General features: G+C 68.0%; 21 protein-coding genes, 1 tRNA gene and 1 pseudogene. 8 read left to right on the plus strand and 15 right to left on the minus strand.

Features of this window, described 5'->3' with window-relative positions; all coding sequences use genetic code 11:
• Positions 1–168: 168 nt before the first annotated feature.
• Positions 169–242: transfer RNA gene (locus tag P2T60_RS07055), tRNA-Lys, on the minus strand.
• Between the two features lie 182 nt (positions 243–424).
• On the opposite strand from P2T60_RS07055, the gene P2T60_RS07060 reads away from it, so the two are divergent.
• Together P2T60_RS07060 and P2T60_RS07065 are read left to right on the plus strand one after the other, a co-directional pair.
• Entirely contained in the window at positions 425–1876 is a 1452-nt protein-coding gene (locus P2T60_RS07060) for a DHH family phosphoesterase (RefSeq protein ID WP_276281843.1), read from the plus strand.
• A 106-nt stretch (positions 1877–1982) separates the two neighbouring features.
• Positions 1983–2720, plus strand: a complete 738-nt coding sequence (locus P2T60_RS07065; protein ID WP_276281844.1) for a hypothetical protein — start codon at positions 1983–1985, stop codon at positions 2718–2720.
• A 20-nt stretch (positions 2721–2740) separates the two neighbouring features.
• On the opposite strand, the gene P2T60_RS07070 is transcribed toward P2T60_RS07065, so the two are convergent.
• The gene (locus P2T60_RS07070) at positions 2741–3034 is read right to left on the minus strand and encodes a PRC-barrel domain-containing protein (protein WP_276281845.1); all 294 of its coding nucleotides are present in this window, start codon (positions 3032–3034) and stop codon (positions 2741–2743) included.
• Between the two features lie 202 nt (positions 3035–3236).
• On the opposite strand from P2T60_RS07070, the gene P2T60_RS07075 reads away from it, so the two are divergent.
• Complete coding sequence (locus P2T60_RS07075; RefSeq protein ID WP_276281846.1) at positions 3237–3443, plus strand: hypothetical protein; 207 nt, start codon at positions 3237–3239, stop codon at positions 3441–3443.
• A 92-nt stretch (positions 3444–3535) separates the two neighbouring features.
• On the opposite strand, the gene P2T60_RS07080 is transcribed toward P2T60_RS07075, so the two are convergent.
• Entirely contained in the window at positions 3536–4660 is a 1125-nt protein-coding gene (locus P2T60_RS07080) for a pyridoxal phosphate-dependent aminotransferase (RefSeq protein WP_276281847.1), read from the minus strand.
• Between the two features lie 113 nt (positions 4661–4773).
• On the opposite strand from P2T60_RS07080, the gene P2T60_RS07085 reads away from it, so the two are divergent.
• Positions 4774–5226: a DUF7344 domain-containing protein gene (locus P2T60_RS07085; protein WP_276281848.1), complete on the plus strand. Its 453-nt coding sequence runs from the start codon at positions 4774–4776 to the stop codon at positions 5224–5226.
• Positions 5227–5230: 4 nt separating this feature from the next.
• Here the strand turns inward: P2T60_RS07085 and P2T60_RS07090 are convergent, their stop codons facing one another.
• From P2T60_RS07090 to P2T60_RS07110, 5 genes are all read right to left on the minus strand, one after another.
• Entirely contained in the window at positions 5231–5845 is a 615-nt protein-coding gene (locus tag P2T60_RS07090) for an anthranilate synthase component II (protein WP_276281849.1), read from the minus strand.
• Positions 5846–5969: 124 nt separating this feature from the next.
• Positions 5970–7475, minus strand: coding sequence for an anthranilate synthase component I family protein (locus P2T60_RS07095; protein WP_382209598.1), 1506 nt, complete (start codon positions 7473–7475; stop codon positions 5970–5972).
• 244 nt (positions 7476–7719) lie between these two features.
• Positions 7720–8193 (minus strand): type IV pilin N-terminal domain-containing protein, encoded by a 474-nt coding sequence (locus P2T60_RS07100; RefSeq protein WP_276281850.1) that lies wholly within the window; start codon positions 8191–8193, stop codon positions 7720–7722.
• 2 nt (positions 8194–8195) lie between these two features.
• Positions 8196–8666, minus strand: a complete 471-nt coding sequence (locus P2T60_RS07105) for a type IV pilin N-terminal domain-containing protein (protein ID WP_276281851.1) — start codon at positions 8664–8666, stop codon at positions 8196–8198.
• Between the two features lie 2 nt (positions 8667–8668).
• Positions 8669–9157 carry a type IV pilin N-terminal domain-containing protein gene (locus P2T60_RS07110; RefSeq protein ID WP_276281852.1) on the minus strand — a complete coding sequence of 163 codons (489 nt, stop codon included), beginning with the start codon at positions 9155–9157 and terminating at the stop codon, positions 8669–8671.
• A gap of 308 nt (positions 9158–9465) precedes the next feature.
• On the opposite strand from P2T60_RS07110, the gene P2T60_RS07115 reads away from it, so the two are divergent.
• Positions 9466–10191, plus strand: a complete 726-nt coding sequence (locus P2T60_RS07115) for a homing endonuclease associated repeat-containing protein (RefSeq protein ID WP_276281853.1) — start codon at positions 9466–9468, stop codon at positions 10189–10191.
• Positions 10192–10237: 46 nt separating this feature from the next.
• Here P2T60_RS07115 and P2T60_RS07120 read toward each other — a convergent pair whose 3' ends face one another.
• Positions 10238–10843 carry a plastocyanin/azurin family copper-binding protein gene (locus tag P2T60_RS07120; RefSeq protein WP_276281854.1) on the minus strand — a complete coding sequence of 202 codons (606 nt, stop codon included), beginning with the start codon at positions 10841–10843 and terminating at the stop codon, positions 10238–10240.
• Between the two features lie 197 nt (positions 10844–11040).
• On the opposite strand from P2T60_RS07120, the pseudogene P2T60_RS21965 reads away from it, so the two are divergent.
• Positions 11041–11890, plus strand: a pseudogene (locus tag P2T60_RS21965) (DUF7972 family membrane protein).
• 2 nt (positions 11891–11892) lie between these two features.
• On the opposite strand, the gene P2T60_RS07135 reads toward P2T60_RS21965, so the two are convergent.
• On the minus strand, positions 11893–12828 hold the full coding sequence (locus P2T60_RS07135; RefSeq protein ID WP_276281857.1) for a M48 family metallopeptidase: 936 nt from the start codon (positions 12826–12828) through the stop codon (positions 11893–11895).
• Positions 12829–12962: 134 nt separating this feature from the next.
• Between P2T60_RS07135 and leuS the strand changes: the two genes are divergently transcribed.
• Complete coding sequence (gene leuS / locus P2T60_RS07140) at positions 12963–15650, plus strand: leucine--tRNA ligase (RefSeq protein ID WP_276281858.1); 2688 nt, start codon at positions 12963–12965, stop codon at positions 15648–15650.
• A 76-nt stretch (positions 15651–15726) separates the two neighbouring features.
• Positions 15727–16689 carry an AAA family ATPase gene (locus P2T60_RS07145; protein WP_276281859.1) on the plus strand — a complete coding sequence of 321 codons (963 nt, stop codon included), beginning with the start codon at positions 15727–15729 and terminating at the stop codon, positions 16687–16689.
• Positions 16690–17242: 553 nt separating this feature from the next.
• On the opposite strand, the gene P2T60_RS07150 is transcribed toward P2T60_RS07145, so the two are convergent.
• From P2T60_RS07150 to P2T60_RS07170, 5 genes are read right to left on the minus strand one after another with little or no spacing between them, the layout of a single operon-like run.
• Positions 17243–18877, minus strand: coding sequence for a DUF7519 family protein (locus tag P2T60_RS07150; protein ID WP_276281860.1), 1635 nt, complete (start codon positions 18875–18877; stop codon positions 17243–17245).
• Between the two features lie 2 nt (positions 18878–18879).
• Positions 18880–19143, minus strand: a complete 264-nt coding sequence (locus tag P2T60_RS07155; protein WP_276281861.1) for a hypothetical protein — start codon at positions 19141–19143, stop codon at positions 18880–18882.
• Entirely contained in the window at positions 19059–20324 is a 1266-nt protein-coding gene (locus P2T60_RS07160; RefSeq protein WP_276281862.1) for a DUF58 domain-containing protein, read from the minus strand. Before P2T60_RS07160 ends, P2T60_RS07155 begins: the two co-directional genes overlap by 85 nt.
• Positions 20321–20965, minus strand: coding sequence for a DUF7269 family protein (locus tag P2T60_RS07165; RefSeq protein ID WP_276281863.1), 645 nt, complete (start codon positions 20963–20965; stop codon positions 20321–20323). The genes P2T60_RS07160 and P2T60_RS07165 overlap by 4 nt, the downstream gene beginning before the upstream one ends.
• Positions 20965–24048 carry a transglutaminaseTgpA domain-containing protein gene (locus tag P2T60_RS07170; RefSeq protein WP_276281864.1) on the minus strand — a complete coding sequence of 1028 codons (3084 nt, stop codon included), beginning with the start codon at positions 24046–24048 and terminating at the stop codon, positions 20965–20967. Before P2T60_RS07170 ends, P2T60_RS07165 begins: the two co-directional genes overlap by 1 nt.
• Positions 24049–24340: the final 292 nt, after the last annotated feature.

The raw sequence follows: 24340 nt of genomic DNA on the forward strand, positions 1-24340 counted from the left end.
GAAGGGATTTGAACCACGCCGAGACGGTCCGGGCGTGTGGCGCTTCGCGCCATTCCGGGCTTTCGTCTCGTCTACTTCAAATCCTTCCGTCGAACGATTCTCGCCGCTCGCGTAATTACCGAGAACCGCAGTCGCGATTCTCGGTGTGTTGCGAGCGGCGAAAGAATACGGGCCGGAAGGGATTTGAACCCCTGACCGTCTGATTAAGAGTCAGACGCTCTCCCTAACTGAGCTACCGGCCCAACGCATCCTGAAGTTACCGGGTGGGACGTAAATACGTTTCCGTTTCGCCGGAGTGTTACTCCTTTCGATTCGGCGCGAAACTGGCCGACGGCTCCCCGGTGGAAGTCGGCGCTCCGACGGATTTTCCGCATAGAACCTCTCCGGGAACGTTAAGTACGGTCCGAAGCTACGCCACAGTATCATGAGCGCCGGGATTACCATCTCCTCGATGTCCGACTACGCTATCTTGGGCTGTGGTAGCGTCGGGCACGCGGTCGCCGAGGAACTGGTCGAGCAGGGCAAAGACGTACTTATCATCGACCGGGACGCCGACCGCGTAGAAGCCCTGCGCGACCAAGACCTCAACGCCCAGACCGCCGACATCCGGGAGGAAGACCTCCACGAGACTGTCGCCGACAACGAGGTCATCCTCATCCTCGCCTCGGACGTAGAGACCAACAAGGAAGCCGTCGAGAACATCCGGGAGAACGGCGGCGAACAGTTCATCGTCGTGCGCGCGAGCGACCCCGTTTCCGAGGACGAACTCACCGAGTTGGGCGCAGACGTGGTTATCAACCCCTCGGAAGTCATCGCCGACTCCGCCCTGCGCGCGCTCGAAACCGGGGAGCTAGAGTACAAGGCCCAACAGCTCGCGGAGGTCATCGAGGACACCGACGAGCGTCTCTCTATCGTCACCCACGACAACCCCGACCCCGACTCTATCGCCAGTGCGGTCGCGCTACAGGCCATCGCCGACACCCTCGGCGTCGAGGCCGACATCCTCTACATCGGCGACATCGGCCATCAGGAGAACCGCGCGTTCGTCAACCTACTGGGCATCGAACTGCTCCCCTACGCCGAGGCCGACCCCGACGAGTACGACACCGTGGCGCTGGTGGACCACGCGAAGGCGACCGAAGCGACGTTCGACCGGCCGGTGGACATCTTCATCGACCACTTCGAACCCGACGAGGAGTACGAGGCCGACTTCGTTGACATCCGGCCGTCCGTGAGTTCGACCTCCACCATCATGACGAAGTACATCCAAGAGTTCGACCTCAACGTCAGCGAGGAGGTCGCTACCGCGCTTCTCTACGGGATTCGAGCCGAGACGCTGGACTTCAAACGCGACACGACGCCCGCCGACCTCACCTCCGCGGCGTACCTCTATCCGTTCGCCAACCACGACACGCTCGAACAGGTCGAGTCGCCCAGCATGTCGCCCGAGACGCTGGACGTACTCGCGGAGGCCATCACCAATCGCGAGGTGCAGGGAAGCCACCTCGTCTCGAACGCGGGGTTCATCCGCGACCGGGACGCACTCACGCAGGCCGCCTCCCACCTGCTGAATCTGGAGGGCATCACGACGACGGCCGTCTTCGGCATCGCCGAGGAGACCATCTATCTGGCCGCCCGGTCGAAGGACATCCGGATGAACATCGGGAAGGTGCTTCAGGACGCCTTCGCCGAAATCGGCGAGGCCGCGGGCCACTCGACGCAGGCCAGCGTCGAGATTCCGCTCGGCATCTTCACCGGCATCGAGACCACCGACGACAACCGCGACACCCTGCTCTCGCTGACCGAGGAAGCCGTCAAGCGAAAGCTCTTCGACGCGATGGGCGTCGAGAGCGGCGAAGGGTCGAACGGAAGCTAAATCGGAGTTCCGCGTTCCGGCGCTCTTTTCCGGTGACAGTCGAACACGGACGAATGTCAGAGGTATTTTAATCTAATCCGAAATACTCGAAGCAGAACGAGACAGAATGAGTTCGGAAAGTTACGGAAAGTTATCTCGGCGGACACTTCTCGCTGGCGTCGTCACGACCGAAATCGTCTCCCTGCAATCGGGTCGGGCCAGCGCGCAGGACACCGACTGTCTGTTCTACGAGTTCACGGACGGGCAGATACGGAACATCCTCGCCGATTGGGGCGACGAACTCGCCCGAGAACGAGTCAGGGTACTGGAAGACATCGAATCGGGTCCGGCCGAGACGAACTACGTCTACTCGACGCCCGACGGCGACTTTTACGACAACGGGCGGCGCGCGGACGTTTCCGACGCGTTCACGTCGGACATTATCTACATCTACCACGAAAGCGGGAAGGACGAGAAGTACTTCACGCGCGGCGGGGAAATCGACTGCGAGAGAGTCCCGTTCGAGCGCGAAACCGCGACACCGGAAAGTACCACGACCACGGAGGCAACGCCTGCGACGACCGGGACTCCGAGGTCCGACGAGAGAGCGACGCGCACGACGGCGAGCGACGACGTTTCCGCGACCACCGTGCGGGACACTTCCGAGAGGAAAACCGCTCGAAGGGCTACCGAATCGACAGTCTCACAGTCAGAAGCTACCGAATCGACGGTCTCGAAGTCGGAGTCCTCGGACGAGTTCGTAAGCAAACTCCCGACCGGCGGTCTCCCGACGGAGGTCATCGCGGCGGGTCTCTCGGCCGTCGCGGTGTTGGTCGTCCAACGGATAACCAGCGGCGATAACTGAGCAGTCGGCGTCCGCCCGAGTCAGACCGTGACTTCCTCGTCGTCGCCCGCGGGTTGCTGGAGTCGTTCGATGGTGTCGTTGATGAGAACCACGTCGCCGACGGCGCGTACCCACCGATACGGAATCATCACGCCGTTCTCGTTGCCGACTACGTCCGAGAACAACTCGCGGTTGAGTTCTCCGAGGGCGAGTCCGGTGACGGCGCACGCGTCCACGTTCAGTCGCACGTCCTCGACTTCGCCGACGAAGACGCCGTTGTTGGAGTACACCTCCCGTCCGACGAGATTCGTAATCTCCTGCGGTGTTCCGTCCATGTGGACAACGATTGTCTCGCCGGGTCTTAACTTTTGGCAGAACCCGCCGAAAACATCCGCGGTCGTCAGCGTTCCGACCGTATCGACTCGCCGCGCGCCGGAAGTCGCCGTCAGTCGCGGTTTCGAACGTCGAGAACGCCACCGCCCAATCCCCGACGTTTCCGACGCTATTGACAGCTCGAACAGTCAGGTCGAGGACACGGTGCAGGGGAACTGGCTCACGAGGAACTTCCGGATACTGAAAGGAGTCGTCGCCGCCGGGGTTCTCGCGGGACTCGCGTTCGCCAGCCTCTCGGTCTTCGAACACGAACTGGGGAACGTGCTGTGGGCGATTTCGATGACGCTGGCGGTACTCGTCGCGGCGTTGCGAGCGCTGTTCGGCGGACCCCAAGCCGCCGAGTCAGCGTAGCCCTACGCCTCTCTTTCGGCACGAAGGAGAATCCCCATAGCAACATATAGTGTGCCTTCGGAAATCAATAGATTTCCGAAGGCACGCTATCTCTATTCGAGCGCGTCCAGCACGCCGCCCAACCGGTCGAGACCCGCCCGGACCGTCGCCGGGTCGCGGCACGCGCCGACGCGCACGGCGTCGGGGTCGTCGAAGAACCGGCCGGGGACCACCAGCACGCCCTCGTCCCACGCCGCCTCCGCGAGGGCGTCACCGCCGACCGACTCGTGGCGCAGGAAAGCGTAGGGACACCCCGGTTCGACCCGGCCGCCGAGTTCGTCGCGGGACGCGACGAACTCGGCGAGGACCTGTCGGTTGGTCCGGATGCGCTCGCGGGACTCGGCGGCGAGTCGGTCGGCCTCCGCGAGGGCGCGGCGGGCCAGTCGTCTGCTCGGTTCCGCCACGGGGACGAAGTGGTGGTTGACCGACCGGGCGCGGGCCACGAAGTCGGCGTCCGCGACCAACCACCCGATTCGCAGGTCGCCGAACCCGAGGAACTTGGTCAGCGAGTTCGTGACCACCGTGTTCGGGAGTCGCGCCGCGGTGGGACCGCCGAACGGCCCGTCTCCGGCCTCACTGTCGAACGGCGCGTACACCTCGTCTACCAGCAACTCCGCGCCCATGTCGCCGACCTGCCGGGTGATTTCCGCGAGAACGTCCCGACCCGTCCGGCGACCGCTCGGGTTGTGGCGGTTCGTCACCGTGACGAGCGCGGTGTCTTCGACCGTCGCCGCGGCGACTCGCTCGGGTTCGAGGGGGTACCCCTCTTCGGCGGGCCGACGGAACCTATCGACGGTCGCGCCTAGTCCGTCCGGAGTCGCCAGAAGGGGTTCGTAGCCCGGTTTCTCGACCAACACGCGGCGGGTCTCGTCGGTCGCGGACTCGGCGTCTTCGTCGGTCTCTGCTCTCTCTTGGGCCTTCGAGACCGCAGTCGCGGCCGCGAGAACGTTGGCGTGGGTCGCGCCCGCAGTCACGAGGACGTTCTCGGGGGCGACGCCGTAGAGTTCGGCGAGTTGTGCTTCGACAGTCGTCTCGGGCGTCGGCGCGGCGCTGAGCGCTGGCGGGACCACGGAACCGGGTTCGGGCGGCGCGCGATGGAGGTCCGACGACCCGAGGTCGAACTCGGCTTGCGCGGGTCGCCCGGTAATCCAGTCGAGGTACGCGATGTCGGGAAACACGTCTCCGAGTAGGACCAACGGAGGAATTAACGTTCGGATAGGATAGCGACCCTGACAGTGCATGCAATCTCCTTATCGGTGGACGAGTACACTCTGTTAGTACATCTCCCCTAATGTCTAAGGACTCGACCGAAACCAAATCAGAGACGACGCCCGAGACGGGGACCACGGACGCCGACCCCGGCGACACGACGCCGGACGCCGTTCCCACCGCAGACCTGCGCACGGGAGCGGAACCCTCCGAGCGACTCGACGCCGCCTTCGAACTCCTCGCCGACCCGCTCCGCCGGGAGATACTCTACCACCTCGCGGACGCCGACGAGACGAGCGTCGAACTCTCGTCGCTGGCGGAGGCAGTCGTCCGAGAGGGGACGCCGGAAGGCGAATCGGGCGCGTCCGGCGCTCGCTCGCTGGCGGTCGAACTCCACCACGCCCACCTGCCGAAACTGGAGTCCCACGGCGTCGTGGCCTACGACCCCGAGCGCCGAACCGTCCGGTATCGCCGTCGCCCGTGGCTGGACGAGTGGGTCGAACACGTCCGGCGCGCGGAGTCCGAGCGTCGGTAGGGACCTACCAGTCGCCGCGCCGACAGAACTCGCAGAAGTTCTCGACCAGTCGCTCGCCCGCGTCGGTCAGGATGCTCTCGGGGTGGAACTGGACCCCGACGTGAGGTCGCTCGCGGTGGCGCACGCCCATGACGACCCGTTCGGGGGCGTCTCGCGCTCTCTCACCGTCTCGTTCGCCGACCGTCCGGGCGGTGACTTCGAGGCTATCGGGCACCTCGCCGGGTTCGACCGCCAGCGAGTGGTAGCGCCCGACCTCGAAGGGGTCGGGCAGACCCGCGAAGACGCCCTCGCCGTCGTGGGTCACGACCGAGGGCTTGCCGTGGACCACCTCGGGTGCGTGACCGACCGTCGCGCCCTCGGCGGCACAGAGCGCCTGATGACCGAGACAGACGCCCAGAATCGGGTAGTCGGTGCGCTCGAACAGCGCGACGGAGATTCCGGCGTCGTCGGGCGTCCCCGGACCGGGCGAGACGACGATGCCGTCGGGGTCGAGGTCCCGAACGTCCGCGATGCTAACGGCGTTGTTGCGCCGGACCACCACGTCGGGGTCGAACCGGCCGACGTACTGGACGAGGTTGTAGACGAACGAATCGTAGTTGTCGATGACGAGGACGGACATCGCTTGAAGTTCGACGTTCGGTTTCCGTGAGGAACGTTGGTTCGAGATTGCTAAATCTGCTTCGGAAATCCCGGTGTTTCTTCGCTCGGACTCGGATTTGGTCCGCCCGTTTCCGACCTCGACTTCAGTCCTCGAACCGCAGTGCTGTCTCGTCGTCCAGCGCGTCGTCCATCGCCCGGACGAGCGCCCGGCCCTTCGCCAGCGTCTCGTCGTACTCGGCGTCGGGGTCCGAGTCGTGGACGATACCCGCGCCGACCCGGAGGTAGTACCGGTCGCCAGCGCGCACCAGCGTCCGGATGACCATGTTGAGGGTCGCGCGCTGGTCGAAACCGAACACGCCGATAGCGCCGGTGTAGGGACCTCGACGCGTGGATTCGAGTTCGTCGATAATCTCCATCGTCCGGGGTTTCGGCGCGCCCGTGATGGTCCCGCCGGGGAACACCGCGGCCACGGCGTCGGCGACCGAGGCGTCCGGGCGGCGTCGGCCTTCGACTTTCGAGACGGTGTGCATCACTTCGGAGTAGCGGTCGATGCGCCGGTACTCGGGGACTTCGACCGACCCGAACTCGCAGACCTTCCCGAGGTCGTTGCGCTCCAAATCGACCAGCATCGCGTGTTCGGCGCGTTCCTTCTCGCTGTCCAGCAACTCGCGTTCGAGTTCGCGGTCGGCCGCGGGCGTCTCGCCGCGGGGTCGCGTCCCGGCGATGGGTTCGGTGACGAGTCGGTCGCCCGCGCAGTCTATCAGGAGTTCGGGACTGGCCGAGACCAAATCGACGCCGGGGAACTCCACCAGCGCGGAGTAGGGCGCGGGGTTGACCCGCCGGAGCGCCGCGAACGCCGCGACGGGGTGGACCGCCGCGGGCGCGACGAGTCGCTGGGAGACGTTGGCCTGAAACGTCTCGCCGTCCCGGACGTACGCCTTGGTCCGACGCACCCGGTCGGCGTACTCCGCGCGGCCGATTTCGTTGCGGAACGTCGCCGCCTCGCCTTCGGCGGGCGGGGTCTCGGTCGTCGGGTCGCCCTCGAGCGCGCGGCGTGCGAGGGCGCGAGCGCGTTCGACCGCGCGGTCGTACGCGCTCGCGGGGTCGGGCGCGCCCGACCCCGCGAGCGCACCCGCGCCGCCGGGTTCGACCCGCGGACAGCACGTGACGCGGAGTTCGGTCGGACCCTCGCGGGGTTCGCGCCACGCCGCCACGCGGTCGTAGACGCCCAACTGGAGGCGCGCGAGACCCCGGTCGTCGTCGGTCGCGTCGGGCAACTCCTCCAACTCGCGGGCGAGGTCGTAGGATAGCCACCCGAACGCGCCGCAGGGGTAGGGCACCGCGCAGTCGCCCCGGACGAGTCGCTCGTCGGCGAGCAGACCGTCTAAGGCGTCGAATCCGTCGGGGGTCCCGGCCGTGGCGTCGGTCGTCACCCACCGCTCGGGGTCCGTGGCAAAGTAGCCCCACCCGTCCTGCCCGCCCGTGGTTTCGAGGTAGACTCCGCCTTCTTCGTCGCGTGCCCGCCGGTAGGCGTCGTAGGGGTCGCCGACCACCGTGCGGAGTTCGACCGGGATTCGGGCCGGGGCGTCGAGTTCGCCCGCGAGTCGGGCGAACTCCACGCGGGACGTGACCGTTCGAGTCTCGCTCACGTCGGAGCGTAACGCGCCGGTGGTTATGCGTGAATCGGTTCCCGCGCTGGACGCCGTGGAGGACGCTGGCGACCACCTCGTTTCCGAACGCCAACAGCGTGTAAGCCGCCTTCGAAAACTTTTTTGAGTCTTTTAGCAATAAATAGTTGTCCCAAAAAATTGTAGAGGTTTCTATCCCGCCGCTTCGGAGTCGGGACTGTCGAGGACGGGTATCGACGCGAAAAAGCGGAAAATCGCGCGGGGGTTAGAGGTCCACTTCCGACTCGCCGATGACGGCGGTCTTGTCGCTACCTTCGGCATTCCAGATGACTTTCACCGTCTGGCCGTCGGAGATAGTCGCACTACCGCTGTCGTCGAGCGAGAGTTGGGAACCAGCAGTTAGCTTGCCGGTCCATCCGCTTCCGGCGTGGACGCTGAATCCGTTGACTGCGCCGTCGTCGGTCCCGTAGGCGTTCGTTCCGCCGACCGAGACGTTCGCCTGACTCGCCTGCACGCCGTCGCCGCCGTCGTGGGTGACGTTGACGACGTTGTTGTTCCCGACGGCAGTGTACTCGAACGCGAAGTTCGAGTTCGGACTGGCCTGACTCACTCGGTCGCCGAGACCGAGGACGAACGTTCCGATGACGGCCGCGAGGATGACCGTAATCGCCACCATCAGGATGACGCCGATGACCGGCGAGACCGCGCCGTCGTCCTCGAAGAGGGCTTTCAGATTCATCGTTAGAGCGAGACCTCGGATTCGCCGATGACGGCGGTCTTGTCGCTGCCGGAGGCCTTCCAGATGACTTTCACGGCGTCGCCGTCCTCGATGCTACTCGGATTTCCGGCGTCGTTAATCTCTACCGTGGACCCGGCAGTCAACTTGCTACTCCACGTCGCGTTCGTCCCGAAGTTACTCGTCGCACCGTCGGGACTATAGGCCGTGTTACCACCAATCGAAACGTTCACTTGAGACGATTCGACGCCGTCACCGCCGTCGTGGGTGACGTTCGCGTAGTTCGTCCCGTGGTTGTCGGTGTGGTACTCGAAGGTGAACTGCGAGTTCGGACTGGCCTGACTCACTCGGTCGCCGAGACCGAGGACGAACGTCCCGATGACGGCCGCCAGAATCACCGTAATCGCCACCATGAGGATGACGCCGATGACCGGCGAGACCGCGCCGTCGTCCTCGAAGAGGGCTTTCAGATTCATCGTTAGAGCGAGACCTCGGATTCGCCGATGACGGCGGTCTTGTCGCTGCCGGAGGCCGTCCAGATGACCTTCACTGCTTGACCGTCCTCGATTTTAGCGTCCGCGTCGTCGTAGATGGAAATCTGGGCTCCAGCAGTTAGCTTCCCGGACCAACCGGACTGTTCTGCGAAGCCGTTACTGCTCTTGATTCCGCTCTCGTCCCACGCGGTCACGCCATCGACGCTAATCTTTAGCTGGCTACTTTCCACGCCGTCACCGCCGTCGTGGGTGATGTTCACGTAGTCGGCCGTCGCGCCTGCTTGGTCGCTCGCGTTGTCTGCGTACTCGAAGGTGAACTGCGAGTTCGGACTGGCCTGACTCACTCGGTCGCCGAGACCGAGGACGAACGTTCCAATCACGGCCGCCAGAATCACCGTAATCGCCACCATGAGGATGACGCCGATGACCGGCGAGACCGCACCGTCGTCTTCGAAAAGTGCTTTGATGTTCATGTTTCGTATGTCTCCGTTTTCCCGCACGTTATCATCGGTGAGAAGTGGCCAGACCCTTTATGAGACCCGACGAGTAAGGGAAACTCGTCGGCGGGGGGCCGCCAAATTCGCCCCAGTCCGGCACTTCTCTCTCGGTGACACGTGCTTATTTGGCCCGTTCGTAGGCCCCCTATATAAATACTTCTTTACCTGAAAATACGATTATAGAATCTGATACCCTCTCGAAAGTTAAGAGGAATCATTCGTTATAAAACTGACGATTACGGGAACGCTCAAATTTAAGACAGGGCATACGTATCTAAAAATAGATGAGCCAGCAAGTCTCTCCAGAGACGCTTCGGTCCGCGCTTCAGTCGCTGGCCGCCCGACTGGGCAAGACACCCACAGTAGTTGACATGTACGAAGAGGGTCAGTACGCGCCGAAGCGCTATCAAGAAGTCTTCGGGGGCTGGAACGAGGCACTGGAGTCCGCCGGACTCGACCCCGAGGAGATGGGGAGCAAGCGCATCCCCGACCGGGAACTGCTGGCGGAACTCCAGCGACTCTACACCGAACTCGGCAAGCCCCCGACGCAACGCGATATGACCGAGCGCGGCCAGTACTCGAATCGCACCTACCAACTCCGATTCGGCAGTTGGTCGAACGCGCTACAGGAAGCGATGCTCGACACCAACGACGGCATCTCGGAGACCGAACTCCTCCGGGAAATCGAGCGCCTCGCCGACGAACTCGGACGCGCGCCGAAGGCGGCCGAGATGGACGAACGCGGCGAGTACGCGCCCGTGACCTACCACCGTCGGTTCGGGTCGTGGCGAGAGGCGCTCACGGAAGCCAACTTGGACGGCAGTCGCCAGAACGTCTCGGAAGAAGAGTTACTGGCGGACCTCCGGAACCTCGCCGACGAACTCGGCGAAGCCCCGACGACCGAAGACGTGCGCGAACGCGGCGACTACTCGCTTCGGACCTACTACGACCGCTTCGACTCTTTCTCCGCCGCGCGCGAACAGGCGCTGAGCGAGCGGTCCGACCGCTGAATCGACCACTGCCGAGTCGTCTACCGCCCGAACGGTCCGATAGCCGCTACCCGCTGGCGAACTCCTCGTAGGAAATCGTCCCTCGGTCCACGATGGCCTGACTCTCGGGCACGTCGCCGTCCGGCGGCATGCTCCCCTCCGCGGGACCGCCGGGTTCCCCGCAGACGACTCGACCCACCATCCCGAGGGCCTTGTGCGGGATGCAGAAGTAGTCGTAGGTGCCCGACACCTCGAACGTGTAGCTGAACGTCCCCCCTTGCTCGGAGATGATTTCGCTGTTCCACGGCTCTGCGTCCGACGGAATCCGGGTCACGCTCGCGCCGCCGGTCCCCTCGGCGTACGCCGTCGAGGAGTGTGCGCCCGACTCGTTGACCCACTCGACGGTGGTTCCGGGTTCCACGAACAGTCCGATGGGGTCGAAGTAGTACTCGCTCCCCTCCGTGACCATCGCAATCGACCCGCCGCCCTGCGCCCCTTGTCCGCCCGCAGTGGTCGTCCCGTCTCCGCCACCGCCTTCCGTCGTCCCGTCCTCCGTCGTCGTGTCGCCACCGGCAGTCGTCTCCGTCTCGGTACCACCGCTCGGGGCACCGCAACCTGCGAGTCCGCCCACCCCGACGGCGCTCACTGCGCTCAGGAACGTTCGCCGTCTCATGATACCGCCTACGGTATCGAGGGGGAATAAGCACACGGCCGACCGCTTTCGGCCCTGTCCCCGCCCAACGGCTTTTGCCGGTTGGTGGCCTACTGGCGTGCGTGTCCGAGCAGTCCGGTCGGGACGCCACTGCGACGACGTTAGACGCCGAGGGCGAGAGTGGACGCCGGACCGACCGAGCGACGGACTGGCTTCTCGTGGAGGGCGACCGGTTGGTCGTCGCGGGCGGCGTCCTCGCGGGAATCTCGGCGGCACTGCTCGCGCTCGTGTGGTCGTTCGGGTTCGCCGCGGTCCGGTCGGAGAGTCCGATATACTTCCTGTTCAGTTCGCTCGTCACGGGCAACCTGACGCTCGTCACCGTCGTTCTCTCCATCAACCAACTCGTCCTCTCGCGCGAACTCGGCCGAGACGGGCGTCACGCCGAAGTCGCCCGCCCGGTTCCTGCGCTTTCTCCACGAACGCGTCGAGTCGAGGGCTTACCGACTCGACGAGGCCGCGACCCTCGCGGACGACGCGTTGCGCGAGCGCCTCGGAGTCCTCGTCTCGTCGCTGTCGGACGACGTGGAACTGGTCAATCGCACGCTCGACGCCGACGACGGCGTATTCAGCGTCGTCGCGGCGACGATAGCGACCAACCACGCCAGCCAACTACAGGAGATAGCCGCGGTCCGCGACGAGTTCGGCGACTCGGTGTCGGCGGAGGTAGACGACGTACTCGACGCGCTTCAGACTCACCTGCTCCAAATCGACGTGGCGCGAAACTACTTCAAGACGGTGTACGTCCAGAAGGAACTGGCCTACCTCTCGCGGGTCCTGCTGTACGTCGGGGTCCCCGCAATCGTCGTGGACGGTCTCGCGTTGGTGTTCTACAACGCGCTCGGCGCGGTGACGGTCCCGGCGCTCGCCGTCTACGCCGTCGTCGCAGTCGGGGTCGTCGTCGGGTTCGGGCCGCTGGCAATCCTGTTCGCGTTCGTCCTCCGACTCGCGTGGGTCGCACAGCGGACCGCGACCGTCGCGCCCTTCTCGTCCGACCGGTATCGGCCCTGAACCTACCGAATCTCGATGGAGACCGACCCCCGGCCGCCCGAATCCCGGTCGCGGTCGGCGCGCGCGACCAGTCGGTCGATGCGGTCGTCCATCTCCGGATGAGTCGAGAGCAGGCGCGTCAGCGTGCCGTCCTCGTCGCCGCGGACGTAGAGCGGCGAGGTCATGCCGAAGCGTGGCTTCGTCGCGCGCTCTATCTTCCGGAGCGCACGCGCCAGCGCGAGGGGGTCACCCGTGACCGCGGCCGCGCGGTCGTCCGCGGCGTACTCACGCCTGCGCGAGTGCGCGAGCAAGACCAGCGTGAGCGCGACGAACCCGACCATCACGACCTGTCCGACGCGGCGGCGGAGCGCCGCGACCGGAGCGAAGGCGTCTTCGGGCGGGCGACCCCAAATCCAGTCGAACGCCCGGCGCAGGCCCGACCCGACGAGGACGAACGGGAGCGCAAGCGCGACGACGACCCAGACCAGCGACTGCCCGGCGCTGTAGGCCAGCGTCTGGACGAGACCGTCCCGGCTTTCGAGGTGGGCGAGTTCGTGGGCGAGCAACCCCTCGATTTCGTCGGCCGTCAGCAGGTAGAACAGCGACCTGTCGAGGACGACCACGCCGCCGCTCCCGGCCAGCGCCATCGCGTTCGGTGCGCCGATTCGACCGACCAGCAGTCGGGGTCGGCCCGCGTCCATCGCCTCGGCGAGTCGGTCGAGTCGGGCGTGAACCCCGGGCGCGCGATTCCGCGGGAGGTCGGCCGCGTCCACGCGCGCGAGCAGTTGCGCCGTGCCGAACCGGTAGCTGAGATAACCCAGCAGAATCGTGAGTCCGGTCGTCCAGACGACGACCTCCAGCAGGTCGGCACGCGCGAACCAGACGGCCACGAGCAGTCGGTAGCCGAGGTACGCGACGCCCGCGTAGACGACCAGTAGCGCGAGACCTACGAGTGCCATCAGAACGCGGAGACCGACTCTGCGCATGGCGGCAGTTCGGTCCTCGGGAGCAAGGGGATGACGGTCTAGACGGTCGGGTAGACGACTGACAGAAGGCAAAGCTATTGTATCGCGGTCGCCCGTATTTCCATATAATGACTACCAGTTCCGGAAACCAACGCGAACGAGGGTTCGACCACACCGAGGTCGAACCGAAGTGGCAACGCGAGTGGGACGACGCCGACGTGTTCCGAATCCCCGACAGCGCCGAGGACCCCGAGTACGTCCTCGCCATGTTCCCCTACACCTCCGGGAACCTCCACATGGGACACGTCCGAAACTACACGATTACCGACGCCTACGCCCGGTTCGAGCGACTCCGCGGCGAGAGCGTCCTCCACCCGATGGGGTGGGACTCGTTCGGCCTGCCCGCCGAGAACGCCGCCGAGGAGCGCGACACCAACCCCCGCGACTGGACGATGAAGTGCATCGACTCGATGAAAGAGCAACTGCAGGCGATGGGCTTTGGCTACGACTGGGAGCGCGAGGTGACGACCTGCGACCCCGACTACTACCGGTGGAACCAGTGGCTGTTCAAGCAGTTCTTGGACGAGGACCTCGTGGAACGCCAGAGCGCCGAACTCAACTGGTGTCCCTCCTGCGAGACGGTGCTGGCCGACGAGCAGGTGGAGGGCGAGGCCGAACTCTGCTGGCGATGTGACACCCCCATCGAACAGCGCGAGATGGACCAGTGGTTCTTCACCATCACCGACTACGCCGACGAACTGCTGGCGGCGCTGGACGAGTTGGAAGGATGGCCCGCCAACGTCCGGGAGATGCAACGCAACTGGATAGGGCGTCAGGAGGGCGACAGCGTGTCCTTCGAGATTCCGGGCTACGGCGACGTGGACATCTTCACGACCCGACTCGACACCATCCACGGTGCGACGTTCTTCTCGCTCGCGCCCGGCCACCCCGTCGCCCAAGAAATCGCCGAAGAGAACGACGAAGTGGCCGAGTACATCCACGAGGCCGAACACGCCGACGAGGACGACTTGGACGTGACTTCCGGCGTGTTCACCGGCGAGTACGCCGTCAACCCCGCGACCGGCGAGGAGATTCCGGTCTACGTCGCCGACTACGTGCTGACCGACGTGGGGACCGGCGCGCTGTACGCGGTGCCCGGCCACGACGACCGGGACCACGAGTTCGCAGAAGCCCACGACATCCCCATCGAGCAAGTCGTGGAACCGTCCCCGGAAGCCGAGACCGACCCCGAGGACGTGGACGTGCAGGAGGACGCCTACACGCCCGACGGGGTGCTGGTCAACAGCGGCGAGTTCGACGGCCTGACCAGCGAGGAGGCCCGCGAGCAGTTCGTCGAGGAGTTCGACGGCGAACACCGAACCGAGTACAAACTCCGGGACTGGGGCATCTCGCGCCAGCGCTACTGGGGCACCCCCATCCCGATGATTCGGTGCGACGACTGTGGCTACGTCCCGGTCCCCGACGAGGACCTGCCGGTCGAACTCCCCGAGTTCGTCCACACCACGGGTAACCCGCTGGACGCCGCCGAGGAGTGGAAGCACGTCGATTGTCCCGACTGCGGCGGCGAGGCGGTCCGCGAGACCGACACGATGGACACGTTCGTAGACTCGTCGTGGTACTTCCTGCGGTACGTCTCGCCGGACCTCGAAGACGCGCCGTTCGACGCCGACCGAGCGAGCGACTGGATGCCGGTGGACCAGTACGTCGGGGGCATCGAACACGCCGTGATGCACCTGCTGTACGCCCGGTTCTTCACGAAGGTGCTGGACGACTTCGAACTGCTGGAAGGGGTCCGCGAACCGTTCACCGACCTGACCAACCAAGGGATGGTGCTGGGCGAGGACGGCAACAAGATGTCCAAGAGTCTCGGTAACGGCGTCTCTCCCCAGCGCATCATCGACGAGTACGGTGCCGACACCGCCCGCCTGTTCATCATGGAGGCGGCCCAACCCGAGAAGGAGTTCGCGTGGAGCGCCGAGGGCGTCCACTCGGCGAACAACTTCCTCCAGAACGTCTACCGACTCGCCGACGAGTTCGCCGACGGCGAGGTCACGGCGGGCGAGTCCGGCGACGACTCGTCGGTCGGGGAGTACGTCTCGCGGGAGATAGACGCGACTATCGCCACCGCCACCACGGAGTACGAGGACTTCCGGTTCAACCACGCGCTCCAAGCGGTCCGCGAGACGATTTCGCTGTTGCGTCGCTACCGCGAGTACACCACGCCCGACGCCGACACCTTCGAGCGCGGACTGGTGACGGTCGTGAAACTCCTCGCGCCCGTCGCGCCCCACCTCGCCGAGGAGGTCTGGGAGCGACTGGGCCGCGACGGTCTGGTGGCCGAGGCCGACTGGCCCGACGCCGACGCGCCCGAGGACTACGACGCCGAGCGCCGACTCGTGGAGAACACCCGCGAGGACGTGCGCGACATCGTGGAGACGGTCGGCATCGAGAACCCCGAGACCATCACGCTCGCCGTCGCGCCCGAGTGGAAGCACCGCGCCCACGAGATTGCGATGAACGCCGACGGCAACGTCGTCGGCACCGTCATGGGCGACGACCAACTCCGAGCGCAGGGCGAGGACGCCGCCGACTTCGCCAAGGACCTCGCCGCCCAGTCGGAGGCGCTGGACGAGCAACTGCCCCCCGAGCGCGAACGCGGCGCGCTCGAACGCGCCGCGTGGTTGCTCGAACGAGAGTTCGGTGCCGACGTAGTGGTCCGGAGCGCCGAGGAAGCCGACGGCCAACTGGCGGGGAAGGCCGAACCCGGACGCCCCGCAATCGACATCGCGGAGTAGCCGAGACCGCGAGCGGGCGGGGGCTAAACCGGCCCCGAGTACCAACCTTCTTTATGGCTCGCTGAGAGTTTCGACCATGAACCAACCCACGGCCACACAGCGATGCGAGCGCGTCTTAGACGCCGTACACTCGGCCGTCGTCGCCGACCGCGAGTTTCTCGAAACCGTTCTCACCGGCATCCTCGCGCGGGGGCACGTCTTGCTCGAAGACGTGCCGGGCACCGGCAAGACCCTGACCGCCCAGTCGTTCGCCGACGCCCTCGGCCTGTCGTTCTCGCGCATCCAGTTCACGCCCGACCTCCTGCCCGCCGACATCACCGGGTCGAACGTCTACGACGAGGGCACCGGCGAGTTCGAGTTCTCGCCCGGTCCCGTCTTCGCCAACGTGGTGCTGGCCGACGAAATCAACCGCGCGCCGCCCAAGACCCAAGCCGCCCTGCTCGAAGCGATGGGCGAGGGGCAGGTCACGGTCGACGGGACGACTCACGACCTGCCGACGCCCTTCTTCGTCCTCGCAACGCAGAACCCAGTCGAACAGGAGGGCACCTTCGGACTCCCGGAGGCCCAGCGCGACCGCTTCATCGTCAAGACCACGATGGGCTACCCGGACTTCGACGGCGAGCGAGAACTCGTGGACCGGCGGGCCGACCGGACCGCGAAGGCTCCGAGCGTCGAGTCGGTGATGCAGGGTCGGGAGGTCCCGGCTATCCAGCGCGTCCTCGAAACCGTCCGCGTGGACGGGAAGATTCGGGACTACGTGGTCGCGCTCGGCCGGGCGACCAGAGCGGACGACCGCGTGGATGTCGGGGTCTCCCCGCGGGGCATCCAGCGCCTGTTCGAGGCCGCCCGCGCCCGCGCCGTCGTCGCTGGCCGGGAGTACGTCGTCCCCGACGACGTGAAGCGGGTCGCCGAACCCACCTTCGCGCACCGACTCGTCCTGACCGACGAGGCGACGGTCCGCGGGACCGACCGGAGCGAGGTCCTCGCGGACGTGCTGGACCGCATCGAGGTGCCCGCGGTGAAGTCGTCCACGCGATAGCCGAAGCAGTGCCAATCTGCGGGCCGAGCGTCCACGACGCTCGGCCGACCAACCGACAGCAGACGCTCGGCGAACCAGTCCACCGTCGGGCGGATAAAGGGGCCGCCCGCTCGCGTTTACCGTGGTCGTCTCAGTGACCCCTCTCGAAGGTGAGCGAAGCGAACCGGAGAGATGTCACTGAGCGACCGTCTCGTGAACGGACGTGAACGAGACCTCGGAAGTCGCACGCCCGCGCAACGAAGTGAGCAGGAACGTCTTCCGGCGGCGAGCGGGCGGGGGCTTTTGAAACGTTCTTCCTAGCAGTTCCGGCGGTCGCAGTAGCGGTACGTAGCGAGCGGACGGGAGATTTCTGAGACCGCTTCTCGGGCGTTATCTCATTTGCTAAAGACAACTATACAATTGCTTCAAAGTTGTATTTCTATGTTTAGTGTGCTTCTACATTGCTACTATCGCGCCAGCGAGAACCCCGCCCCGCTTTCCTCCCTCGCCCGACTCCCTCGCTCCTTCCAGTCGCTCGGTCGTCTGACGGCTACCGACACCGCGGTCAGTTGCCTCACCGAAGCGCCATCACCAGCAGGACCACGCCGCCGACGGCACCCAACAGCGCGACCGAGAGACCGCCGAGTTCGCTCGAAGTCGTCCCCGTCGGGACCACGCCGACCAGTCCCGTGGCCGCGAGCGCCGCCGCGCCGCCGACCGAGAGCGCGGTCAGACCGTGGAGCAGCTCGACCCGGCGGGTCTCGGCCCGCCGACCCACCTCGGACCCGAGCGTCGTGGCGAACGACCCGGCGTCCCACACCACCAGCGCCGCGACCACGCCGCCGAGGACGACCCACAGCGGCGTCTCCAGCGTCCCCGCGAACGCCGCCGCGAGGAACAGGCCGCCGCCCGCCAGCGACGGACCCGCCGCGCGGTCGGAGACGGCCCGGAGCGCGAACGCCACGTAGAGCGCGAAAACCGCGCCCGCGGCCAGCACCAGCACGCCCGCCGTCAGGCCGAGGACCACCGTCTCCGTGCCGTAGAACTCCGCGACTCCGGCCGCGAGGTCACGGAATCGACCCGACAGCGGCGGTTCGAGTCGCCCGGCGACGAACCCGACCAGCGCGTCGAACACCGGCCGGTGGACGACCGCCACGCCAGCGACGACCACCAGTCCCGCCGCGAACGGCGCGTACCCGGCCAGCAGGTCGCGGGTCCGGGCGCGCGACGACCGGCGGACGAGCGTGGCGACACCCGCGAGCGCACCCGAGACGAGCGTGACCCACCACAGCAGGGTCCGGAGACCCGCCGACGAGGTGAGCGCAACCAACAGGTCGTGACCCGCAGGAGGGAGGATGTTCAGGCCCACCTCCGCGGGGACGACGAACTCCACGACGACCGCAGGCGGCACCGACAGCACCGCGAGAACGACCAGCGCGCCCAGACCCTTCCGAACCACGTCGAGGGCGTCGGCGACCCGAACCCCGCCGACCGACGCCTCGCCCGCGAGTTCGCGCGTCGGCAGGTCCCGGAGCGCGAGGTAGACCCCGAGACTCGCCGCCGCCGACAGCACGCCGAACTGGAACAGGTGGACCGACCCCGGTTCGGGCGCGAGCAACCAGTCGGTCGCCGCCGCCACGAAGTCGCCGACGACCCCGAAGACGCCGGGTTCGAAGTTCGTCACCAGCGCGTGGCCCGCCAGCGCGAGAAAGAGGTTGGCCGGGAGAAGCGCGACCCGCGTCACCAGACGCAGACACCGCGACACCGACCGGGTGGTGGCGACGCCGCGGACCGACGACGCCGCGCCGAAGACGCCGACCGTACTGCCCCAGAGAACCGCCATCACGCCGACGATGTGGAGTATCTGGCCCACCACGCGGGTCTTCGAGGCCGCGGGGAACGACTCGGCGAACGCCACCAGCGACTCGTAGCCGATGCCGGTCGCCACGCCCGCGCCCGCCGGGACGAGCAGTAGACTCGCCGCGAACGCCGCGGGCACGCGCCACTGCTCGAACGTGAGCAACCAGAGCGCGACCGCGAGACAGGTCGCCCCGGCCGCCGCGACCACCGCGCCCGTCGTGACGCCCGCGGCGGCGCTCAGTGCCGCCACGCCGCCAGCAGTGCCCGCCAGCGCCACCGCGGTACTCGCGCGGGTGGGTGCCCAGTTCGTCTCCGTGTCGGTCGCGTCGTCGAGTTCGGATGCAGTCATGGTCAGAGCAGGGTCCTCAGCGAGCGTTCGAGGGCGATTCCCAACGGGTCGTCCACGTCCCAGTCCACGACGGTCGCGCCCGCCGTCCGGAGGTCCCAGAGTCGAATCGTGCGCCGGGTCCCGGCGACCGCTCGGCCGGGCGACTCGCTCCCGTCGGCCCAACCGCCGGTCACGTCGGGACTCAGGACCGCGAGTTCGTGGTCCCGGACCGACAGCGACCGGGCCAGCGACTCCGGCCAGTCGTCGGGGACGGGCGAGACAACCACGACCTGCGCGTCGGCGGGCAGTCGGGCCAGCAGTCGCCGGACCGCCGAGTTCCTCGGCGGTCCGGCGTCGGTCGGGGTCCGGAGTCCGCCGGGGTTCCGGCGTCGGCGGGCGTCCCGCCGTCCGCGCTCGCGGTGGCCGGGTCGGGACTCGCGGTCGAACCGACGCTCTCAGTCGGACTGGTCCCGTCGCCGGGAACCTCGGTCGGCGCGTCCCGGTCGGCGGCGCGCCCGACCGCCTCGAAGACGAGTCGGGCGCTCGCGCCGTCGGCGTCGGAGGCCGCCCACGGCAGACCGTCGGCCGGGAGTCCGCCCGGCAGGTCGCCGTCCCCGAGACCGACCGCGGTGACGCTGGTCGCCACGTTCGCCGCGGTCAGCGCGTCGTATAGTCGTTCGCCCGCGTACGCGCAAAGCTCCGCGCCGTTGGGATAGCCCGCGCTCGGGGTCGTCCGAGCGACCGGCCGGGCGTCCACCACGACGACGGTCCGGGCCGCCCGTTCCTCCCGGAACTCGACCGTGGTGAGGTCGCCGGTCTTGGCGAACCGCCGCCAATCGACGCGACTCACGGGGTCGCCGGGTCGGTACTCGCGGGTCGAGTGAAACTCGACGCCCTCGCCGCCCGAGTCGGTCGTGTGGGTCCCCACCCGGCGGAGAGAGGGCCGACCGAACGGCGGGTCCGAGACCGACCGCGAACACGAGAGGGTCGTCTCGCCCGCGGCCGGAATCTCGGTCGTCGCGCGGTCGGTCCCGCTGGCGGTCCGGACCCGAACCGCGGGGTCGTCGAAGTCGTAGTCGCCGCGCTTGGCGACCACCGAGTACGAGCAGGTCGCCTCCTCGCCCGGCCGGAGCGCGACCGCGGCCCGCGGCGACCCGGAGACGACGGCCAACTCGTCGGGCACGCCGTCCACGACCCGAACGTCCGCGAGCGCCGACTCGCCCTCGTTGCGGACCGTGAGCGTGACCGCGACTTCCTCGCCCGGCGGCGGACGCGCGGCGTCGAATTCGCGCCGGATGTCAGGTTCGTCCGCACCCGACAGCGACGAGAGCGCGCCGAACGCGACGTACGCCAGCGGGACGACCGCGACCGCGAACAGTCGATGTTCGGCGTAGAACAGGCCGAGTGTGGTCAGCAGGAGCGTCCCGGCGAGCGCACCCCGGAACCGGGGAACTCGCTCGCGGTTCATCGCTCGCCTCCCGTCGCCGTCGGGCGCGGACCCTCCTGTTCGTCAAGCACACGACCCACCGCCGCGACGGTTCGCCGGACGCGCCGCCGTCGCTCGGCCGCGGGGTCCAACCACGCCCGGAGGCGGGCCGAAAGCGGGAATTTCGGCCCGGACTCTTCGGCGAGGAACGCCGCGGCGGTCGGGTCGTCGGTCCACGCGCCGGTCTCGACCGCGCGGCGGGCCTCCTCGCGCGGGCGGTCGGCGGCCCGAGCGTGCGCGCTCGCGGCCGTGTCCGCGAGCGTCGCGCGGACGCGCTGGAGCGCACCCTCCTCGCCCGCGCACGCCGCCGCGACCCGGCCGTCGAACTCCTCGCCGGTCCGGGTGCGGTGGGCCGCGGTCACGCGCTCGGGTCGGTCGCCCGCGTCGGCGAACCGGAGGGAGGCGTCGTCTTCCGGGAGTCGGTCGGGCGGACTCGCGCGGGCGGTCCACGCCGCGTACGCGCCGACGGCCGACCCGAGAACGAGCAGGAGTCGCTTCGGTCCCTGCGATTCGAGGGGCGAAACCACCGCCGACAGCGAGTCGGCGAGACTCGGTGAGACGACGACTGCGGCCGCCGCGAGCGTCAGAAGCGCGCCGAGCGAACCGAAGACGCGGGCGCGCATCACTCGTCACCCCCCGATTCGGGGTCTGCGTCCCCGTCTGTGCCCCCGTCCCCCTCTGCCGTCCGGCGTCGGGTCGCGCGCTCGATGGCGTCGATGGCCTCTTCGACCTGCGGGAGTCGGTCGCCGGGCGAGCGCGCGCCGTACTCCACGTCGCGGAAGGCGTCCCGGAGCGTCACGACCGGACCGGGCGGCAGGTCGTCCTCGCGGACCGCGTGGTCCGCGAGTTCGCCGGGCGTCGAGGCCGAGGGCCGTCGGACCGAGACCGACCGGAGGAACGACTCCCACGCCTCCCGGAGCGTCCGGTAGTCGTCGGGGTCGGGCGCGTCCGACGCCGAACCGTCTGCGAGCGCACCGCCAGCGAGCGCGCCGCGGGACCGGCGTCGAACCGCCTGCTCGCGTTCGCGGAGCCACGCCCGGAGTCTGGCGAGGAGTTCGCCGACCGTGGTCTCGCCAGCCGCGAGTTCCCGGAGGGCGTCGGCGACGGTTTCGACCGCCCACGAGAGTCGGTCGGCCGCGCCGAACAGCGCCGCGACCACGAGACCCGGAATCGCCCGAATCGCGCCGCCTAAGAGTGCGAGGAGTTTCCGCGGGCCGACTCCTCGTCGGGACGCCGCGACGACGACGACGCCGAGGGCGAGCGCGATTCCTCCGAGGAGACCGGCGAGATTGACGAACAGCCCCGAGACGGTCCTCACGCGGGTCTGGCCGCGGGCCGAGACGAGGATTCGGGCGCTGTCGCGCAACGGGAGCGTGGCGGTGGCGGTGCCGTCGATGTCGGTGGTCCGGACCGCGCCCGCGACGGAGACGTTGGCGTTCGCGAGCGGGTCGCCGCCGTAGGTCGTGCGGATTTCGACCGGCGTGCCGGGGAGCGCGACCGGTAGGGCGGGGTCCGCGGTGACTTCGAGGTCCGGGATGGTGAGCGTGCGCTCGCCCGAGACCGACCCGCGGGAGACCGCGAGTGTGACGTTTCCGGGCGATTCGGGGAGTTCGACCCGGACCCGGCCGCTCCGGTCGGTGGTGCCGACCGACTCGCCGTCGAGGGTCACGTCGGCGTCCCGGACCGGCACGTCCCGGACCGTCGCGGTCACGACCACGACGCTCTCGGTGGCCACCTCGCCCGAGACGATGAGCGTGGCGTTCGTCGCCAGCGCGTACTCGGTTCCGTCGTCGTCACTGCCGTTTTCGGACTGGAGCGCGCGGGACGAAGACGTTCGGGGAGAGGACGCGCCGGAGGAAGATGCCCCGGAGAGGGACGCTCCCGACGAGAATCCGCCGGGCGGTCCCGCGGTCAGCGCCATCGGCGCGTCGAACGTGGCGGGCGCGCCCGGCGCGGCGGTCGGCGCGGGCGGTGCGACGAGTGCCGCGGTGTCGCCGGAGTCGGTTCCGAGACCGACCCTGAGTTGGGCGGTGTAGGGGACCGGCGCGACCACGGTTCCGGAATCGTCGGTGACGCCGACGCGTTCGCCGTTGAACGAGACCGGGACGCCGACGGCGGGGGTGGCGTTGTCGCGGACCGTGACTTCGACGATTGCGCCGGGAACGGGCGTCCGGTTGAGCGTGACCTCGTAGGGAGTCCGGGGTCCCCGCGACTCGCCGGGGTCGGTCGCGGTGGTCCCGTCGCTGGTGGTCGTGGTCGTCGCGGCGACAGTCGTCGCGGTGACGGTGGTCCCGCCGGGACCGCGGGTGGTCTCGCGGGTGTCGGTCGCAGTACCGGAACCCGTCGCGGTCCGGGTTCCGTTCCCGGTCGCGGTTCCGGCGGTCGTCGCGGTGCGGGCGTTCGACCCGCCGGGTGCGGAGTCGCTCGTCGCCGTCCGCGTCGTCGCGGTTCCGGTCTCGCGGGTCGTCGTCTCCTCGGGGTCACTCACCGAGAACTGCTCGCCGGGACTGCCCGACTCGTTGGGGGTGTACTCGCCGGCGTCGGCGTCGGTCCGGTTGGCGAGCGCCTGCTGTTCGGCCTGTAGGCGCTGTTCGCCGGGGGTCGGGTCGAAGCGGACCCACCCCACGTCGGGGAAGTAGACTTCGACCCACGCGTGGGCGTTCATCGCCCGGACGCGGTAGGTGTTCGCGCCGACCGACTGGCCGGTCGAGTAGCCCACGACGTAGCGGGCGGGGACGCCCTGCGACCGGAGCATCGCCACCATCGAGGTGGCGAAGTACTCGCAGTAGCCCGACTCCATCTCGAAGACGAACTGGGAAGCAACGTCCTCGTCCGCGGGTTGCGAGACGTTCAGCGAGTAGGTCTTGTTCGACTCCAGCCACGACTCGATTCGCCGGGCCGACTCGTAGGGCGAGTCGGCGTCGCTGGTGAGGCGGTCGGTGAACGGCCCGAGTCGCTGGCGGGTCTCCTCGGGGAGCGCGGTGTAGCGGCGCTCGATTTCTGCGGGGTAGTCCCGGCCCGCGGTCTTCAGGACCGCGGGGTCGCGCGGCGGGAGGTGGCTGACGCCCGCGTAGGTCGTCCCGGCGGGCAGGGGGTCGTCGGTCACGAACGCGCGCTGGTCGGTGACCGACAGCGAGTCCGCGCCGGTCCGGGAGAGGGCGTTCGCGCGCCAGACGCTCGGCAAGGCGGTGGCCGACCGCTGGAGGGTGACGCGGTAGGCGACCTTCCGGCCCTGAATCCCCTCGCCCTCGATTGGTCCGGTGTAGGGTCGGCGGTCGCCGGACTGCTCCCACCCCGACCCGGTGTAGGTGTCGTACGCGCCGGTCCGCCAGTAGGAGGCGGCCGAACTCCGGACGGTGAAGTGGGTCTCGGCGTTCCGCGACCGGAAGGCGCTCTCGTTGCTGGCGAGCGACCCGCCGAGCGAGGCCTGCTGGCCGGGGTTGAGCGCGCCCAACCCGCCGGTGGCGAGGCCGCTTCCCCCACCTCCGGCGCTACCGCCGCCGCCGTCGGCGGGTCCGTAGGGGTCGACGTTGGGCGTCGGGACGACCGACCCGAGCGGCGTCCCGCCGAGTCCGGCCCCGGAGACGGCGGGGACGACGGTACCCGCGAGCAGGACCGCGACGACGCAACACAGCACCAGCGCGGCGCGGAGTCGGTCGCGGGACTGTTCGTCGTCGGGCACGAGCGGTGACGGCTTCTCGGACATGGGATTTGGAGTGGGGGCGGTCGAGTCGCAGGGGTCGGTGCGGTCGGGTGGCGATGCGGGCGGATGTCAGTGCAGTCGGATGTCGGTGCGGTCGAACTCCGGGCGGTTCGTGCGGGCCGTCGCAACGCCCGGCGTTCGACGCGACGACCCTGCGTGCGGTATGGATGCAACGTGCGCGGAGGTACGTGAAAAGAGTAGTGGAAATTCGGCGGCTTGACAAGAACGGTTCGCGCCCGGTGGGACCAACCACGGGACGCGCACCGCGGAACTAACCACGGGACGCGCACCGCGA

This window comes from Halorussus caseinilyticus (assembly GCF_029338395.1).
Taxonomy (GTDB): domain Archaea; phylum Halobacteriota; class Halobacteria; order Halobacteriales; family Haladaptataceae; genus Halorussus; species Halorussus caseinilyticus.